This is a genomic window from Pyxidicoccus sp. MSG2 (genome assembly GCF_026626705.1).
Classification (GTDB): Bacteria; Myxococcota; Myxococcia; order Myxococcales; family Myxococcaceae; genus Myxococcus.
The window spans coordinates 10,303,617-10,319,728 of the sequence record NZ_JAPNKC010000001.1 but is presented as its reverse complement, the minus strand read 5'-3'; the positions used below and the strand labels follow the sequence as shown (position 1 = coordinate 10,319,728).

Annotated in this window: 12 protein-coding genes; 8 read left to right on the top strand and 4 right to left on the bottom strand. The window is 70.8% G+C overall.

Translation table 11 applies throughout. The annotated features are described in order from the left end of the window. Positions 1 to 3 precede the first annotated feature (3 nt). From OV427_RS40315 to OV427_RS40300, 4 genes are all read left to right on the top strand, one after another. The gene (locus OV427_RS40315; RefSeq protein ID WP_267861542.1) at positions 4 to 1,137 is read left to right on the top strand and encodes a M50 family metallopeptidase; all 1,134 of its coding nucleotides are present in this window, start codon (positions 4 to 6) and stop codon (positions 1,135 to 1,137) included. 144 nt (positions 1,138 to 1,281) lie between these two features. After that, on the top strand, positions 1,282 to 2,289 hold the full coding sequence (locus OV427_RS40310) for a thiamine pyrophosphate-dependent dehydrogenase E1 component subunit alpha (protein WP_267861541.1): 1,008 nt from the start codon (positions 1,282 to 1,284) through the stop codon (positions 2,287 to 2,289). Between the two features lie 3 nt (positions 2,290 to 2,292). Continuing rightward, positions 2,293 to 3,348, top strand: coding sequence for an alpha-ketoacid dehydrogenase subunit beta (locus OV427_RS40305; protein ID WP_267861540.1), 1,056 nt, complete (start codon positions 2,293 to 2,295; stop codon positions 3,346 to 3,348). A gap of 92 nt (positions 3,349 to 3,440) precedes the next feature. Then, complete coding sequence (locus tag OV427_RS40300) at positions 3,441 to 3,938, top strand: GNAT family N-acetyltransferase (protein WP_163998248.1); 498 nt, start codon at positions 3,441 to 3,443, stop codon at positions 3,936 to 3,938. Positions 3,939 to 3,995: 57 nt separating this feature from the next. Here OV427_RS40300 and OV427_RS40295 read toward each other — a convergent pair whose 3' ends face one another. Then, positions 3,996 to 4,361: a TIGR02266 family protein gene (locus OV427_RS40295; RefSeq protein ID WP_267861539.1), complete on the bottom strand. Its 366-nt coding sequence runs from the start codon at positions 4,359 to 4,361 to the stop codon at positions 3,996 to 3,998. Between the two features lie 202 nt (positions 4,362 to 4,563). Here OV427_RS40295 and OV427_RS40290 point away from each other — a divergent pair, with 202 nt between their 5' ends. The 3 genes from OV427_RS40290 (at position 4,564) to OV427_RS40280 (ending at position 9,299) form a co-directional block, all read left to right on the top strand. Continuing rightward, complete coding sequence (locus tag OV427_RS40290; protein WP_267861538.1) at positions 4,564 to 5,442, top strand: hypothetical protein; 879 nt, start codon at positions 4,564 to 4,566, stop codon at positions 5,440 to 5,442. 96 nt (positions 5,443 to 5,538) lie between these two features. Further along, positions 5,539 to 7,842, top strand: coding sequence for a hypothetical protein (locus OV427_RS40285; RefSeq protein ID WP_267861537.1), 2,304 nt, complete (start codon positions 5,539 to 5,541; stop codon positions 7,840 to 7,842). Positions 7,843 to 8,018: 176 nt separating this feature from the next. Further along, positions 8,019 to 9,299 (top strand): SGNH/GDSL hydrolase family protein, encoded by a 1,281-nt coding sequence (locus tag OV427_RS40280; RefSeq protein WP_267861536.1) that lies wholly within the window; start codon positions 8,019 to 8,021, stop codon positions 9,297 to 9,299. A 25-nt stretch (positions 9,300 to 9,324) separates the two neighbouring features. On the opposite strand, the gene OV427_RS40275 is transcribed toward OV427_RS40280, so the two are convergent. Further along, positions 9,325 to 10,038 (bottom strand): hypothetical protein, encoded by a 714-nt coding sequence (locus OV427_RS40275; RefSeq protein ID WP_267861535.1) that lies wholly within the window; start codon positions 10,036 to 10,038, stop codon positions 9,325 to 9,327. 17 nt (positions 10,039 to 10,055) lie between these two features. After that, a complete protein-coding gene (locus tag OV427_RS40270; protein ID WP_267861534.1) occupies positions 10,056 to 12,725 on the bottom strand; it encodes a phosphoenolpyruvate carboxylase in 2,670 nt (889 codons plus the stop codon). A gap of 269 nt (positions 12,726 to 12,994) precedes the next feature. Between OV427_RS40270 and OV427_RS40265 the strand changes: the two genes are divergently transcribed. Beyond that, positions 12,995 to 13,492 carry a hypothetical protein gene (locus OV427_RS40265; protein WP_267861533.1) on the top strand — a complete coding sequence of 166 codons (498 nt, stop codon included), beginning with the start codon at positions 12,995 to 12,997 and terminating at the stop codon, positions 13,490 to 13,492. Between the two features lie 4 nt (positions 13,493 to 13,496). Here OV427_RS40265 and OV427_RS40260 read toward each other — a convergent pair whose 3' ends face one another. Then, complete coding sequence (locus OV427_RS40260; protein WP_267861532.1) at positions 13,497 to 16,049, bottom strand: DEAD/DEAH box helicase; 2,553 nt, start codon at positions 16,047 to 16,049, stop codon at positions 13,497 to 13,499. Between the last annotated feature and the right edge of the window lie 63 nt (positions 16,050 to 16,112).

The following is a 16,112-nucleotide window of genomic DNA, read 5'->3' as shown; positions in this document are numbered from 1 at the left end:
GCCATGCGGCCCCACTTCCACGTGGCCGGCGTCCCGGTCCGCGTCCACCTGCTCTTCTTCGTCATCACGTTCGCCTCGGGCTGGGACCTGCTCGAGTCGCCCGCGCGGCTGGCCCTGTGGATGGGCGTCGTCTTCGTCTCCGTGCTGCTCCATGAAATGGGGCACGCGCTGGCCTACCGCCGCTACGGCAGCCCCGCGTCCATCGAACTGCACGGCATGGGCGGAACCACCACGGGCCATGACACGGAGCAGCTCACGCATCGTCAGTCCGCGTGGGTGAGCTTCGCCGGGCCCGGGATGGGCTTCCTCCTCGGAGGGCTCGTCTGGGCGCTGTCGCGCTTCACGCCGCTGGGACAACAGGGCGGGCTCGCGGGCGAGGCGGTGCATGACTTGCTGTGGGTCAACGTCGGCTGGGGCCTGTTCAACCTGCTGCCCCTGCAGCCCCTGGACGGGGGACACCTGCTCGCGTCCGCGGTGCGGGCCCGGAGCGGCTACCGGTACGAGCGGGCGCTGCTCGGCCTCGGCATCGCCACGGCGGTGGGGGTGATTGCGCTGGCGGTCTGGTGGCGCCAGCCGTGGATGGGACTGCTGGCGCTGATGTTCGGGGTGATGAACGTCGAGCAGTTCCTCCGGCTGCCGACGGAGGTCCGCTTCGAGCGCGCCGCCGCCCTGCCCCTCCGCCGCAAAGCCACGCGGCGCGAGGCGAAGGCCGGCGCCGTCTCCGTGGAAAATCTGATGAAGGAGCTGCGAAGCACCCCACGCGCCGCGCCTCCAGGGGAAATGCCCGAGGTCCGCCGCGCGCCCGCGTCCCTTCAGGCGCCGGAGGCGGAGGAGCCCGAGGAGCCGCATGACCCGGCGCTCGTGGGGGAGATGCTGCTGGAGAGCGGCCTCCCCGCGATGGCGGTGCGCCCGCTCCAGACCGCCTTCGCCGCGTCACCCTCGCCCCGCACCGGCCATGCGCTCGTCGTGGCCCTGCTGGACACGAAGCGCTTCGCGGAGCTGGAGGCGCTGCTGGGCGGCCCACGCGCCTCGCACCTGTCGGACGACACGCTGGCCCTCATCTCCGAGCGCGCGGGTGCCGCGGGCCAGGGCACGCTCATGCAGCGTGCGGGCGAGCTGCGCCGGCACAATTTCTAACTGGAATGAGCGCCGCTGATTGCCGCGTCGCATCAGAGGGCGTCTTTCGCCTGACGAGTGGACAGGAGGCTCATCAGCAGCCTTGAGCGGAGGGGGCGCATCCGGGTTATAGGGGCGTCCCCTCCAGCCAGAGGAAGGCCGCGCGTGTCCCGTCCCCGTCTCATCAAAGAAGCGTCCGCGCCGCTCCAGCTCGACAAGGAGCTGCTGCTTCGCATCCACGACCTGATGGTCAAAACGCGCGCCCTCGAGGAGCGCCTCATCCAGATGTACAAGCAGGGCCATGGGTACTTCTGGATTGGCGGCCCCGGCGAGGAGGCGTTCAACGTCCCCCTGGGCATGCTGATGAAGAAGGGCCAGGGCCCCGCGTACGACTACCTGCACGCGCACTACCGCCAGTCGGGCACCATCCTCGCGCTCGGCGAGGAGCCCATCGGCGCGCTGCGGCAGATGAAGAACACGGCCACGGACCCCTACTCGGGCGGCCGCAACTTCGCGGGCCACTTCTCGCTCAAGAAGTACAACGTGGCGCCGGTGTCCTCGCCCATCGAGGTGCAGTACGCCGTCGCTCCGGGCACGGCCATGGTGCAGAAGCGCGTCGGTGGTGACGGCATCACCATCGTCACCGGCGGCGACGCCGGCACGGCCGAGGGCGATTTCGCGTCGTGCCTCGTGTGGAGCAGCCGCCCCGCCAACCCGCTGCCCATCCTCATCATCGTCACCAACAACAAGTGGGGCATCTCCACCTCGGGTGACGGCCAGCACGGTGAGGCGCGCATCAGCGACCGCGCCAAGGCCTTCGGCATCCAGGCGAAGACCATCAACGGCAATGACCCCGTCGAGGCCTACAACGAGCTGAAGGAGGCCATGGAGTACGTGCGCAAGGAGCGCAAGCCGTACTTCATCGAGGCCCTGGTGTCGCGCCTGTACGGGCACTCCTCCGCTTCCGGCGCCAACTACGTGGGCGACGAGGTGGACTGCCTCAAGCAGTTCGAGGCACGGCTGGAGCAGGAGGGTTTCATGACCCGCCAGCAGATGGACGACCTGCGCAACCGCTACACCGAGGAACTGGCCGCCGCCGCCCGCCAGGTGCGCGACGAGCCGCAGCCGGACCCCGACTCCATCTGGAAGCACATCTACGCGGAGGACAAGTAACCCATGGCCAACATGGCACAGGCCATCCGGATGGCCCTCCACTACGCCGAGGAGAACCTCGGCGTGACGGACATCTTCGGCGAGGACGTGGGCGCGCCGCTCGGCGGCGTCTTCACCTGCACCCAGGGCCTGAAGACGACGTGGAACTCCCCCCTCGACGAGCGCGGCATCATCGGCGCGGCCATGGGCATCGCCATGGGCGGCGGCCGGCCCGTCGCGGAGATCCAGTTCTGCGACTACGTCTACAACACCATCGACCTGCTCAAGCTGGCGGGCAACACCTGCTGGTCCACCAACGGCGACTGGAACATGCCCATGGTGGTGCGCACGCCGGTGGGCAGCGGCATCCGCGGGTCCATCTACCACTCGCATTCCTTCGACGCGACGATGACCCACATTCCCGGCTGGAAGGTGGTCATGCCCTCCACGCCGCTGGACGCGTACGGGCTGCTCATCACCGCGTGCAAGGAGCAGAACCCGGTCATGTTCCTCGAGCCCAAGGCGCTGCTGCGCGTGAAGGGCGAGGAGCGCATCCCCGGCGAGCCGGACGATGACCGCCAGCTGTCGAAGATGATTGACGCGCCGCTGGGTGACCGCACCCAGTGGAAGCCGCAGTGGCCCTCGCTGGAGGCCTACGCGGTGCCCTTCGGCAAGGGCAAGAAGGTGCGCGAGGGCTCGCAGGTGACGGTCGTCAGCTACGGCCGCACCCTGCCCCTGTGCGCGAAGGCCGCCGTGGCGCTCGCGGACGAGGGCATCAGCGCCGAGGTCATCGACCTGCGCTCGCTGTGGCCCTACGACTGGGAGCTCATCAAGGAGTCCGTCCAGAAGACGGGCCGCGTCCTCTTCGTCAACGAGGACACCGAGGTGACGAACTTCGGCGAGCACCTGGTGCGCCGCACGGTGGAGGAGCTGTTCTACTCGCTGCTGGCGCCGCCACGGCTGCTGGCAGGCAAGTTCCTCCCCGGCATCGGACTGGCGGACGTCCTGGAGATGGCGTCGGTGCCCCAGCAGGGCGACATCACCGCCGCCATCCGCTCGCTCGCCGCCGAGCAGCCGTAAGCGCCGCACCCACAACCACCCCGCCCCATGGGCACCCGGGCCGCCGTTCCTCTTTGAAGGTACGGCGGCCCTTTCGTTAGACTGCGAACGCCTTGTCCCAACCAATCGTCCGCACCGTCAGCCCCGCCGCTGGCGCAGAAGCGCCCGCCTTCCGCATCCGCCGAGCCCGCCGGGGCGACGCCGAGGCCATGGCCCTGCTCCTGCGCGAGCTGGGCTATCCCCAGGGAACGGACCAGCAGACGGTCCACTGGGTCGTCAGCCATCCGGAGATTGAAATCTTCGTCGCCGGGGACCCGCAGGACCGGCCCGTGGGGATGATTTCCTTCTCGCACCGGCCGCAGCTGCGCCTGCGTGGCCGCGTGGCCACCGTGGACGAGCTGGTGGTGACGGAGACGTGGCGCCGGCGCGGCGTGGGCCGGGCGCTCATCAAGCAGATTCTGGAGCGCTGCAAGGTGCTCAGCGTCCGACAGCTCCAGCTCGTCTCGCCCATGGCCAGCACGCCCGAGACGCGCAGCTTCTACGCCGCCTGTGGCTTCTCGGAAATCGACTCGGGCGTGTTCCGCCACCTGGAGACTGAAGGCGGCCGCTGACGGCAGGGGCCCGGGCGCCAGGAGCGCCGGGCCTCACTCGCGCCGGCTTCGTCGGCGCTACCGCTTGAAGCTGTCCACCACGCGCTGGAGGCGGACGCGGTCATCGTCGGGCATGTCCGTGAAGCGCACGCCGATGGCCTCCGCCTCGTCGCGCACCCAGGCGATGATGCCGGTGAGGTGGAACTCCTCCCCTTCAATCACCATGGACAGGCGCACCTGCGCGCCCACGTCGTAGGCCTTGCGCGTGCGCAGACACAGGCCCCCGGCGGAGATGTTGAGCGAATAGGCACGCAGCGCGCGCGCGGCATCCTGCACCTGCTCGAACCGGACCTCGAACCGCGCGGCGACGCGCTCGTCCGAGCGCCGGTTCGCGAATGCGCTCAAGTCCCCGCCTGCCATGTCATCCGCCACCTTGCTAGTCATGCGCACCCGCGACCCCCAAGTTCGACGCGACTGGCGATAACAACGTATGACCACCCAATCCCTTGAGGGTGACGCGCCGGGCCAACCCCCGGGAGTCGGGCTTCCGCCAAGTGTCCGCTGCTTCCCAGGCCCGATTCAAGGGGGGCCCCTCTATCGGATTCTGTCGGCTAAGTCCCTGTGTACTTCGATTCGGGAGCTTGGGATGCGTGCGCACCTCGTGATGTTGACTGGAACCCTGGCCCTGACGCTCTGGGCGGCGGGGTGTCGTGACGACAAGGGCTCCGGGCCCGACGCCGCGGATGACTCGGGGGTGCATCTGGACCCGGATGGCGGGGAGAGCACCGACGCGGGAGTGGACGGCGGAGGGACGGCCTCGGAATTCGCCTGCAACGTGGCGCGGCAGGAGGGCTGCGGGACGGGAGAGAGCTGCCACTTCGCGGACCTGGCGGACGGAGGCACGGGGAGCCGGTGCTTCGCGGCCGAGTGCGATGTCGTGGCCCAGGACTGCGCGCAGGGGCAGCGGTGCACGTACGTCACCGAGGCCGGGGCCACGCGGCGCCGGTGCGTGGAGCCGGGCGCGACGCCGGAAGGCTCGCCCTGCACGCTCGCGCCCACGGACGGCGGGCTCGCCTATGACACGTGTGAGCAGGGCCTGTTCTGCAAGGACGCGCGGCTGGAGGACGGCGGCACCATCTTCAACTGCCGGCGGCTGTGCCACGCCACGCCTCAGTGCGGACAGTCCGGCGAGTGCAACACGGTGCTGCGGCTGGAGGGCACGACGGAGCTGCCGCTGGTGTGCGGGCCGCCGTCGGCGAAGTGCGACCCCTTCGGGCAGGACTGCACCTCGCCGCTCGGTTGCTACCCGTCCACGTCCGGCCCGGTGTGCGCGGGCAGCGGCACGCGCCTCGAGGGCGAGTCGTGCAGCTTCAGCAATCAGTGCGCCCCCGGGAGCACCTGTGTGAATGCGGGCAGCGGCCTCGCCTGCCGTCCGCTGTGCCGGCCCGGCGGGACGCCCGCATGCACCACCGGGACGTGCCGCGAGCTGGATGGCAACCCCGGCGTGGGTGCCTGCGCGCCGTGAGCCGCACCGACCTCCCCGGATTCCTGGGGAGGTCCGCGTGGCTCGGGGCACATGTCGCTTGACCGTCGGGAGCGCCTCCGCTTTTTGAACGGGTGCATGCATCCCGCCCGAGCACTCCTCCTCGCGTCGCTGCTGGTCGCGGGGCTCTCCGCCGCCGCCCCCGTCATCCAGGTACCCGAGGGAGGCCGGCCGGTGGTCGTCGTGGAGAAGGGCGTCGTGTGCGGCCCGCTGCGCGGAGGCTGGTCGCTGGAGTCGGATGGGCGCTCGGTCCAACCTCCCTCGAAGGCGGAGGAGGATGAGCGGACGCAGGAACTGAAGGTCGCCGAGAGCGCGGGCCAGTGCGCCACGAGCCAGGCCACCGTCAAGGTGATTGCCACCGGCCCCCTGCCCCGCATCGATGCCTCGGCCATCACCTTCTACCCGGATGACGGCCGGCTCGAGCTCCGGGGCACGGGGCTCTTCAACATGGCCATCGCCTGGAGCGGGACGCCCCGCGGCGACGCGCGGGGCACGCCTCGCGAGGGACAGGACGTCTGCCTCACGCCCTCCACGGGCCGGGGACCGACCGACTGCACGGTGCCGGTGGCGCAGGGCCTGCCCACGGACGCGGCGCTGTACTGGGTTCCGCCCCATGGCCGGCGTGGGCCGGAGGTGACGACCTACGACGCCCAGGGGCGCGTGGTGGACCCCGAGTCCATGCGGCTGCGCCCCGGCCGCGTCATCCTCACCCAGCCGCTCGTCCTCTCCAGCGGCATCGACGTGTCGAAGGGCCCCGGCTTCGTGGGGGTCAGTCACTCCGAGGCGATTGCCACCGTCGACTGCGGGCTGGTGCGCTGCGAGGTGGGCGAAGGCGCCATCTCCGTCCGCAACGTGCCCGGCGTGGACGCCACCGTGACGCTGCGCCTGCGCCTGTCTCCCCGGGTGTTCGTCGCTCGCGGCGAGGCGCTCGAGCAGGTGCTGTCGGCGACGCTGCCCGTCCTGGCCTGCCCGCTCACGGCCGTGGAGGGCACGGTGCTGCGGGACGCGGAGGACTCGGCCCTGGTGGCGCGGCTCGATGCGTCCTGCGCGCACGACCCGCGCACGCTGGTGTGGACGGTGAACAACCAGCGCGCCCGCGTGGAGCGCGTGGTGAAGGCGGCGGACGGCACGTACGTGCTGCTGCGCACGGGCGGAACCTCGGACCAGCAGGCCGTCATCACCGCGCTGACGTCCCGGCAGGACGGCACGGTGGTCGCGTCGGAGACGGTGAAGACGGTACCCCTGCCCACCCCGCGCACCACCCTCGAGCTGCCCGGCCACGGCCCCATCGACTTCATCCCCACCAACCGCCCCGCCCAGGTGCACGTGGCGGCCGCGACGGAGCAGGGACGCTTCGCGCTGCACCCGCTCTCGGGCGCCTACGCCGTCACCGCGGGCGACGGCGCCACGCGCGTCCAGGGCGAGGCGAGCGCGGGCGGCTTCGTGGCGCTGCGCTTCGGCTACCAGGTGCCGACGCTTCCGGCGGAGCTCGCCACCACGGACCTGGCCCTCGTCAGCGAGCGCGTCCAGCGGCTGGTGCGCGAGGCCAGCGTGCCCGCCCGCATCGAGAGCCTCTTCGACTTCGTCTGCGCGGACGAGCACGGGAAGGACCAGTCGCTGGAGCCGAGCCGGCCCCATCGCATTGCCTACGACATGCGCAACACCTGCCGCGTCATCATCCACCGCGAGCGGCTGAAGCCCCAGGAGGGCAACCAGGAGGTCGTCCTCCGCATCGACGTCACCCGGCCGGACGGCTCCGCGCGCGCGGAGAGTCACGTCGAGCAGCGCAGTTTCCTCCGCCCTGGCGGAGACGAGCGCGTCATCCCCGTGCCGGGCAACCTGGGGCAGTACGACCGCATCCTCGTCCAGGTGGCCCACGTGGCGGACGAGTCCCGCTACGCGCTGAGCGCGACGGACCGCACGGGCCTGCCCTCCGCGCAGTGGACGGCCATCGTCAGCGGTGGCCTCTTCCGGCTCTACACGACGGCGACCATCCCCGCGGGCCTCTACCGCGCCACCGAGCCCAGCGGCCAGCTCACCCTCAACTTCGGCGTGGTGTCCCGCCTCGTGCTGCTGAACGACGAGGGCAAGGAGCGGCTGCTCGGCTTCGAATTGGGGCTGATGGGGCTGGGGCTCATCCCCCAGTCGGGGGACATCCAGTTCCCTCCCACGCTGGCCGTCGTCGGGGGCGTGGGGCTGCGCGTTCCCATCGGCCCGGGTGCGGCCGTCGGCGCCCAGGCGTGGGTGGCGCGCGAGTTCCGGGGCGACATCAAGCGGCGGATGAGCGGAGACCCGAACACGGACACCGTCGTCCCCTCCAGCAAGTGGTCCTTCATCTTCGGGCCGAGCATCTCCGTCGGAAACGTGGGCTTCAACCTCTGAGCGACTCCCGAGCCTCGTCCTCGCACCGTCCGCGCTGTCGTCCGGTGAACGCCGCGTGTCCTTCCCCTGACCGGCAAGCGAGTGAGCAGGCGTCGCCGGCGGGTGTCACGTCAAAGTCAACCCGCTCGTCATGGCGCCCGTGTGTGCGCATCCTCAAGCGCCGGGAGGGAGCGGGGATGCGAGTGTGGCGGGCGTGGCTCGGGGTCCTGGTGTGCGCGGGGAGTGCGCTGCTGGCGTGCGCGGACAGCACCGGCGGGGAGCCCTCATGGGAGGCCCCCCCGGGAGACGTCAGCACGCCCTCGGCGGTGGAATCCGTACCGCAGGAGCCACTGGAGGTGGCCCCGGTGCTGGTGTTGAACGATGAACGCCGCGTGAGCGAGACGCCGCCTCCGGCGCCTCCGCCCGTGCCGGCCAGTTCCTTCCAGCCCGGCTTCCACCAGGCGCTGCGCTGGTCCGAGAGCGTGGGCGGTCTGATGACGTTCCGCCTGCGCGTGCCCGTGGGGCGCGAGGGCGGACGCATCCGTGTGACGTTCCGCTCCGGCGACGGAAACCTCACGCTGCAGCGGGCCACGGTGGCGAAGGCGGGGCCCGACGGCTCGCTGGCGTCCACGCCGGTGTCGCTCACCTTCGGAGGGACGGCGGGCTTCACCACGGCCGCGCGCACGCTGGTGACGTCGGACCCGGTGGACTTCCCGGTGGCGTTCCGCGACGACCTGGCCATCAGCTTCGAGGTGCGGGGAGCGCTGGGTGTGAGCGCCATCGACTCCTTCCCGGGCAGCTTCGCGCGTTCCGGGGCCTGGTCGACGGTGCCCGGGGCGATGGGAGGTCAACCCTTCGAACGCTCCGTGGGCGTGGCGACGGTGGACGTGGAGGGCCCCACGAGCCGGGCCTTCGTGGCCATCGGTGACAGCATCACCGAGGGCTACATGGACATGAAGAACGACACCCGCAACGCGTGGCCCGCGCTGGTGGAGGCGGAGCTGGGCGTGCCGGTGGTGAACGCGGGCGTGAGCGGCCAGGGCTTCTATGACGCACTGGCACTGCTGGACGAAGAGGTGCTCGCCCTGGAAGGCATCACCGACTGCATCGTGCTGCTGGGCACCAACGACCTGGGCGGCGACGGCGCCCTGGCCCAGGCCGAGTCCCGGATGCTGCTGATGGTGCAGCGGCTCCAGCCCTTCTGCCGGGTGTGGGTGTGCACGCTGCTGCCCAAGGAGAAGTCGAACTACAGCTCCTACGCGGCGGTGAAGGTGCAGCGCGTGGGCTTCAACGACTGGCTGCGCAAGGGCTCCACCGGCACGGACCTCATCGACCTGGAGGCGGTGATGCGCCGGCCGGACAACGTGCACCTCTTCCTCGAAGGGCTCGTCGCCGACGGCATCCACCCCAACGCCGCGGGCCACAAGGTCATGGCCGCCGAGGTGGCGCGCGCCCTGCGCGAGCAGGGCGAGCTGTAACCCCCGCCCTCACGCCTTCAGGCGCCTACGCGGGACGCGGGCCAATCACGCCGTGCAGCACCAGCAGCTCGGCGAGCCCCGGAGGCGAGAGCAGCCAGTCCTCCTCCGTGGGCACCCAGCGCACCGGCGCTCCCGCGTCCTCCAGCAGCGCATTCACCCGCATCAACAGGGGCGCGAAGGTGGTGCCGGGGGCCTCGCGGCTTCCCTCCCCTGCCGCCACCTCGAGGCCGCCGGGCTGCAGGCGGAAGGCGGCGCGTCCCTGGAGCGGCTGTACCTGGAAGCCCGGGAGGTACGGCTGCATCGCCGCCTCCAGCCTTTCGAGCAGCGAGGCGTCCTCGTACGGGTGGACGAGCTCCAGGTCGAAGAAGGTGGGCAACTGCGCGAGCAGCTCCAGGTGCAGCGGGTCTTCCTTGCTCTCGCGCCAGTGGTGCTCGGCCAGGTCGAAGGCGGTGGAGGGAATGCGCACCTCCCAGCGCTCCAGCTTCGCGAGCAGCTCGCCCATCCGCTCCACCAACTCGTAGGGCGGCTCGGCGCGCGTCACCCACTCCACCGCGGCCACGGACTGGCCTCGCCTGAGGCCGGACACCCGGTCGCCCTCGCGCAACTGCATCTTGGGCGCCGGGGAGTCCTCGTCCGGATAGAGCGGCGCATTGAGGAGCCCCTCACCCTTTTCCGGGCGCAGCCGGGCAAAGCCGTGCTTGCGATTGACTTCCACCACGCTGAACGTGTCCTTCGGCATCCCGTCGTCCTCTCTGCCTACCCCGTGTTCCTCATGCCGGCGGCGATGCCGTTGAGCGTGAGCAGCAGGGGCCTGTCACACTCCGCCTCGCCCTGGCGCTTGCGTTTGAGCAGCTCCACCTGGAGGAAGGACATGGGGTCCACGTAGGGGTTGCGCAGGGAGATGCTGCGCTGGAGCGGCGGGTTGTTGTCCAGCAGCTTCAGCTCTCCCGTCAGCCGCTTCACCTGCTTGCGCGTGCGCCGGTGCTCCAACTGGATGCGCCGCCACAGCGCCTTCGTGGACGCGGGCGCCAGCTTCGCGTAGCGCCCGGCAATCGCCATGTCCGACTTGGCCAGCACCATGGTGACGTTGTCGATGACGGCGCGGAAGAAGGGCCACTCGCGGTACATGCGCTTGAGCATCGCCGCCCCGCCCTCCTCCTTCGCGTACGCCTCCAGCGCCGAGCCCACCCCGTACCAGCCGGGAAGGATGGCGCGGTTCTGCGTCCAGGCGAAGACCCACGGAATCGCGCGCAGCGTCTCCAGGCCCCCCGCCTTGCGCTTGCTCGGGCGCGAGCCGATGGGCAGCGACGCAATCTCCTCCACCGGCGTGGCCGCCGTGAAGAGCTCCAGGAAGGCCGGGGCCTCCCAGACGAGCGCGCGGTACTCGCGCCGGCCCGTCTCCGCCAGCGTGTCGAACACGGCGCGGAAGGTGCCCTCGTCCTCCGGCGACGGGCGCGGCTGCGCATCCAGCGTGTGCAGCAGCACGCCGCCCAGGACGAGCTCCAGCGTGCGCCGCGCCAATTCCGGACGCGCGTACTTGTGGTCCAGCGCCTCGCCCTGCTCCGTCGCCTTGTAGCCGCCCGCCACCGCGCCCGGGGGCAGCGCGAGGATGGCCTCCTGCGCAGGGCCGCCGCCGCGCGCCACCGACTCACCGCGACCGTGGAACAGGCGCAGCGGCACGCCTGCCGCACGCGCCGTTTCCGTGAGGGCCACCTGCGCGCGCTGGAGCGCCGCGCTCGCCGCCAGCAACCCCACCTCCTTGCCGGAGTCGCTGTAGCCCACCATGACCTCCTGCACGCCCCGCGCGTCCAGATGCCGCCGGTACTCGGCATGGGCGAAGAGGGCTCGCAGCACGTCCGGCCCCGCGTCCAGCGCGCCGAGCTGCTCGAACAGAGGCACCACGTCCACCGTGGCGCAGCCGCGCTTCTCGTCCCACAGCCCCGCGTGCTTCACGCAGCGGAAGGCCGCGAGCACGTCGTCCGCGGTGCTGGCCATGCTGAGGATGAGCGTGCGGCAGGCCGGCTCGCCCGACTCGACCTGGGCCTCGCGCAGGCGCGCCAGCACCGCGAGCAGCCGCGCGCCGCCCTCCGTCGGCTGCGGGCCACCGTCCAGCGAGGCCGCCGCGCTCACCGCGTCCTCGGCCGGCACGCGGGCCTCCAGCTCGGCCAGGGACAGGCCCAGCGCGCACACCCGCTCGCGCACCCGCCGCACCTGCCGCAGCCCCGCGTGCCCACCCTTCGCCTCCGTGAGCGAGCGCGCCACCAGGTCCAGGTCCGCCAGCAGCGCCTCGGGGGTGCGGTAGGCTCCCTCGGGCATGGCCGTGGCCTCTCCGGCCCGCTGTGCCGTCACGTGGCGCAGCGCGCGCTGCAGCCGCTCCTCCATGAAGCGCAGCTTGTGACGCCACGGCTCGCCGGTGGTGCGAGGACCCTGGCGGCGCTCCGCCTCCGGCAGCTCCGCCGCGTCGCGCGCCAGCGAGGCCTCCAGCTCCGGGGACGGCGTCGCGTGTCGCGAGGACTGGGACAGCCGGCCGCCCAGCTCCTCCAAGTCGCGCAGGAGCAGCCGCAGGCCTCGAGCGCGGTGGGCGCGCAGCGTGTCGGCGAACACCTCCGGCGTCACCAGCGGGTTGCCGTCCATGTCCCCGCCCACCCACGAGTGCACGCGCACGGGCGTGCCCGCGGGGCCGAGCGGCTCTCCGTAGGCGCGCTCGAAGGCCCAGTCCATCAGCTCGGGGACGAGGGCGAGCTGCTCGGCGAGCACCTCCTCCACGTACCAGAGGATGTTCTTCACCTCGTCGCCCACGGTGGGTCGCTCGCGGCGCAATTCATCCGTCTGCCACAGGCCGGTGATTTCCTCGCGCAGGGACTCCAGGTTTTCGGCGGACTCGCGCGGCGTCAGCTCGCACCTGTCGCGCTCCTCCAGGAGGCCGGCCATCCGGTACAGCTTCTCCAGCAGCGTGCGGCGCACGGCCTGGGTGGGGTGCGCGGTGAGCGTGAGCGTCACGCGCATGGCGCGGATGGCGTCGCGCACGCGCTCGGCGGGCACGCCGGAGGCCTTGAGCGTCAGCAGCGTGGCCTCCAGCGAGCCGCGCTGGGGCCGCGAGTCCGCCGCGCTCGCGTGGGCGCGCGAGCGGCGGATGCGGTGGTGCTGCTCCGCGAGGTTGACGAGCTGGAAGTAGACGGAGAAGGCCCGCAGCACGGGCTCGGCGCGCTCCAGCGGCAGGCGCTCCAGCACCTGCGCCAGCTCCGCCGCCGCGGCCCTCCGGCCCGCCACGGGGCCGCGCCGGCGCTGAATCGCCAGGCGCCGCACCTCTTCCTCCAAATCGAAGAGCGCCTGGCCCTCCTGTTCGACGAGCACGTCCCCCAGGAGCCTGCCGAGCAGGCGGACGTCTCGACGGAGGGGCGGATCCAACGCACGCAGTCGGGCCATACGGCCGGAACCGTAACGCCGCACCGCGTCTTCGGCCCGGGTATTCACCGGCAATCGCCCTGCAACCGACGAAGCGCGTGCGGACCGCCACCACGCCCTCCCACCCCGAAGCGCAGGCCTCGCGGAATGAGCGTTCCTTCCAGTCTGGCCGGCCGCCGGGAGAGACCTCGGCACCGTGTCCCCACGGCCACACGGAAGCCCGGTCCACCCCTTGCACAACACCCCTCCCGTAAGCCACGGGACGCATCCCGCGGCAGGGAGCATGAGGCATGTGGACGACGAGGGTTTGGAAGGTGACGCTGCTGTGTGGCTGGCTGGCCGCGCCGGTGGCCCTGGCCGAGACGGAGGAGGCCCCCTACACGGAGGCCGCTCCCGACGAGATGGCCGGCGCCGTGGACGAGTCCCAGTTCTTCATGGAGGACCCCGAGGCCACCGACGCGCCGCTGCTCCGCTACGCCGAGCCCCTCTCCTGCCCCGCCGTCCCCGGAGGCCGCGTCTGGGTGGCGGACACGGAGGAGTGCGGCGACGAGGAGTGCATCCGCAAGACGACGGTCTGGATTGGTGATTGGACTGTCGAGGACGCGGAGATGGAGGTCCGCTGCGAGACGGACCGCGTCGTCCTCGCCACGCATGACTGGCAGCTCGTCCTCTCGCCCGACGCCACGGGGAAGCTGGACGTGGCGGACGCGGCGCCGGCCGGGCCGGACACCGCTCCCGCCGCGGGGATGACGACGGATGCGCCCAGGGCCCCGGGCTCGGAGACCTGAGCGCCTACGGGCCGATGCGCCGCAGCATGAGGATGGGGCCGTCGTCGATACGGCGGTCCCTCAGGTCAATCTCACAGTCGAGCATCCAGTCCCCATGTCCCTCGGGGTCCATGATGCGCTGCTGGGCCTCCCACAGCCGCGTGCCGGACTCCTTGATGAAGCTGTTGGCCGGCCTGCGGGCCTGGGGCGTGAGCACCACCATCTTGTGCTCCTCGAAGTACGGCACCATGGCCTGCTCCAGCTTGGGCGCGGTCCACTCGCCCAGCGGGTTGTCCAGCAGGGCCAGCGCGTCCATGTAGCGCTTCTGCCCCAGCGCCCTGAGCAGCCGGTGCAGCTCCTCGCGCACGCGGGCGGCGAAGGCCTTCGGGTCGTCGGTGAGCTCCTTCGGCTTGAGCTCCACCACCGGCTTCGCGGCGATGGCGGCCTCCGGGTTCTTCATCCGCTCCCACTCGTCCAGGAGGCTGGAGTCCACCTGCCGCAGCGTGGCGCGCAGGTGGTCGGCGAAGTCCTCCACCTCCTCGTTGCGGAAGCGCTCGGGCACCGTCTGCACCAGCGTCTTGTAGACGTCATTCACGTAGCGCAGCAGCACACCCTCGCTGCGCTGCAGGCCGTACTCGCGCACGTAGTCGTGGAAGGACATGAAGCGCTCGAACATGTCCCGCACCACCGACTTGGGGCGGATGTTCTCCTCGCCCACCCACGGGTGCTTCGCCGCGAACTTGTTGAAGGTGCCGTAGATGAACTCGCGGTTGGGCTTGGGCCACTCCAGCTTGTCCAGCTCCTCCATCCGGTCGTCGTACTCCACGCCCTGCGCCTTCAGCTCGTTGACCTTCTCGCCCTTGAGCTGGTTGAGCTGCGCGTAGAGCACCACGTCCGGATTCTCCAGGATGGACTCCACCAGCGACACCACGTCCAGCGCGTAGGTCTCCGTGGTGGGGTCCAGGAGCTCCAGCGTCTCCAGCAGGTACAGCGACAGGGTGTGGTTGAGGCTGAAGTCGTGCTGCAGCTCGCCCGCCACCTTCACCCGGGCGCCAGAGCCGTTCTGCCCTCGCTCCACCTCGACGATGCCGGCGGCGCGCAGCGTGCGGAAGTCCCGGGCGGATTCCTTCAGATGCCGTCGCTTCAGGTACTCCGAGTCATGGCAGCGCTGGATGAGCGTCACCAGCCGCCGGTAGCCGCCGCGCCCCTCCGTCTCGTGGTCGCTCTGCAGGAGGTTGAGGATCATCCCGTGCGACACGGAGAAGCGCGACTCCAGCGGCTCGGGCATGCCGCTCTGGAGCCGCTCGAAGGTGTTGCGGTCGTACTGGACGAAGTTCTTCTGCGGAGGCTTGGCCTTGGGGGCCTTCTTCTTGCCGGCGGCTTCCTTCGCGGCCTGCTTGACGTTCTCGACGACGTACTCGGGGGCCTGCGCCACCACGCTGCCCTGGGTGTCGAAGCCCTTGCGGCCCGCGCGGCCGGCAATCTGCTTGAAGTCGCGCACGCTCAGCGTGGCCAGCTTCTCGCCGTTGAACTTGAAGAGCTGCGTGAAGAGCACGGTGCGGATGGGGATGTTGACGCCCACGCCCAGCGTGTCCGTGCCGCTGATGACCTTGAGGTGGCCGCCCTGGGCCAGTTTCTCCACCAGCAGCCGGTACTTGGGCAGCAGGCCCGCGTGGTGCATGCCGATGCCGTGACGGAGGAAGCGCTGGAACTCCTTGCCGTAGGGCGTGTCGAAGGGGGCGTCCATCAGCGCCTGTCGGATGGCCTCCTTCTCCTCCTTGGTGGAGAAGTCCACGCTCATGAGGTTCTGCGCCTGCTCGGCGGCGGCGCGCTGGGTGAAGTTGACCAGGTAGATGGGGTACTTGCCGCGCGCGATGAGGTCCTCAATCGTCTCGTGCAGGGCGGATTCGCGGTAGTCGAAGTCCAGCGGCACCGGGCGCTGGTCGCTGCGCACGGTGGCCACCTCGCGGCCGGTGAGCTTCTGGATGCTCTCCTCGATGACGTGGGTGGGACCCAGCGTGGCGGACATGAGGAGGAAGGTGGTGTCCGGCAGGGCGATGAGGGGCAACTGCCACGCCACGCCGCGCTCCTTGTCGGAGTAGTAGTGGAACTCGTCCATGACGACGTAGTCCACGCGGGCGCCCGCGTCGCGCAGGGCGAGGTTGGCGAGGATTTCGGCGGTGCAGCAGAGAATCTTCGCGTTGCGGTTGATGCTCGCGTCGCCGGTGAGCATGCCCACGTTCTCGGCGCCGAAGGCGTCGCAGAGGGCGAAGAACTTCTCGTTGACCAGGGCCTTGATGGGGCAGGTGTAGAAGGAGACCTTGCCCTCGGCCATGGCCTTGAAGTGGAGCGCGGTGGCGACCAGCGACTTGCCGGAGCCGGTGGGCGTCTTGAGGAACAGGTGCTTGCCCGCCAGCAGCTCGAGGATGGCCTCTTCCTGGGCCGGGTAGAGGCTCAGCCCGTTCGTCGACACGTAGCCGACGAAGCGGTTGAGGATTTCATCCGCGTCCAGGGGTGGCTCTCCCGGCTTGGGCAGCAGGGCGGCGAGCGGGGCTTGCGTCTCTTCTGAGGTAGCCATCACCCCCTGGACTCTAGGCGGCGGGCGCCCCCCTCACCGTGAAAAATCGCCTGCTGGCGCACG

Bases quoted from the DNA above. Each gene is read 5' to 3' on its own strand.
- OV427_RS40265 (WP_267861533.1), top strand. From the start codon at position 12,995: ATGTGGACGACGAGGGTTTGGAAGGTGACGCTGCTGTGTGGCTGGCTG.
- OV427_RS40305 (WP_267861540.1), top strand. From the start codon at position 2,293: ATGGCCAACATGGCACAGGCCATCCGGATGGCCCTCCACTACGCCGAG.
- OV427_RS40280 (WP_267861536.1), top strand. From the start codon at position 8,019: ATGCGAGTGTGGCGGGCGTGGCTCGGGGTCCTGGTGTGCGCGGGGAGT.
- OV427_RS40290 (WP_267861538.1), top strand. From the start codon at position 4,564: ATGCGTGCGCACCTCGTGATGTTGACTGGAACCCTGGCCCTGACGCTC.
- OV427_RS40270 (WP_267861534.1), bottom strand. From the start codon at position 12,725: ATGGCCCGACTGCGTGCGTTGGATCCGCCCCTCCGTCGAGACGTCCGC.
- OV427_RS40315 (WP_267861542.1), top strand. From the start codon at position 4: ATGCGGCCCCACTTCCACGTGGCCGGCGTCCCGGTCCGCGTCCACCTG.
- OV427_RS40260 (WP_267861532.1), bottom strand. From the start codon at position 16,049: ATGGCTACCTCAGAAGAGACGCAAGCCCCGCTCGCCGCCCTGCTGCCC.
- OV427_RS40285 (WP_267861537.1), top strand. From the start codon at position 5,539: ATGCATCCCGCCCGAGCACTCCTCCTCGCGTCGCTGCTGGTCGCGGGG.
- OV427_RS40275 (WP_267861535.1), bottom strand. From the start codon at position 10,038: ATGCCGAAGGACACGTTCAGCGTGGTGGAAGTCAATCGCAAGCACGGC.
- OV427_RS40295 (WP_267861539.1), bottom strand. From the start codon at position 4,361: ATGACTAGCAAGGTGGCGGATGACATGGCAGGCGGGGACTTGAGCGCA.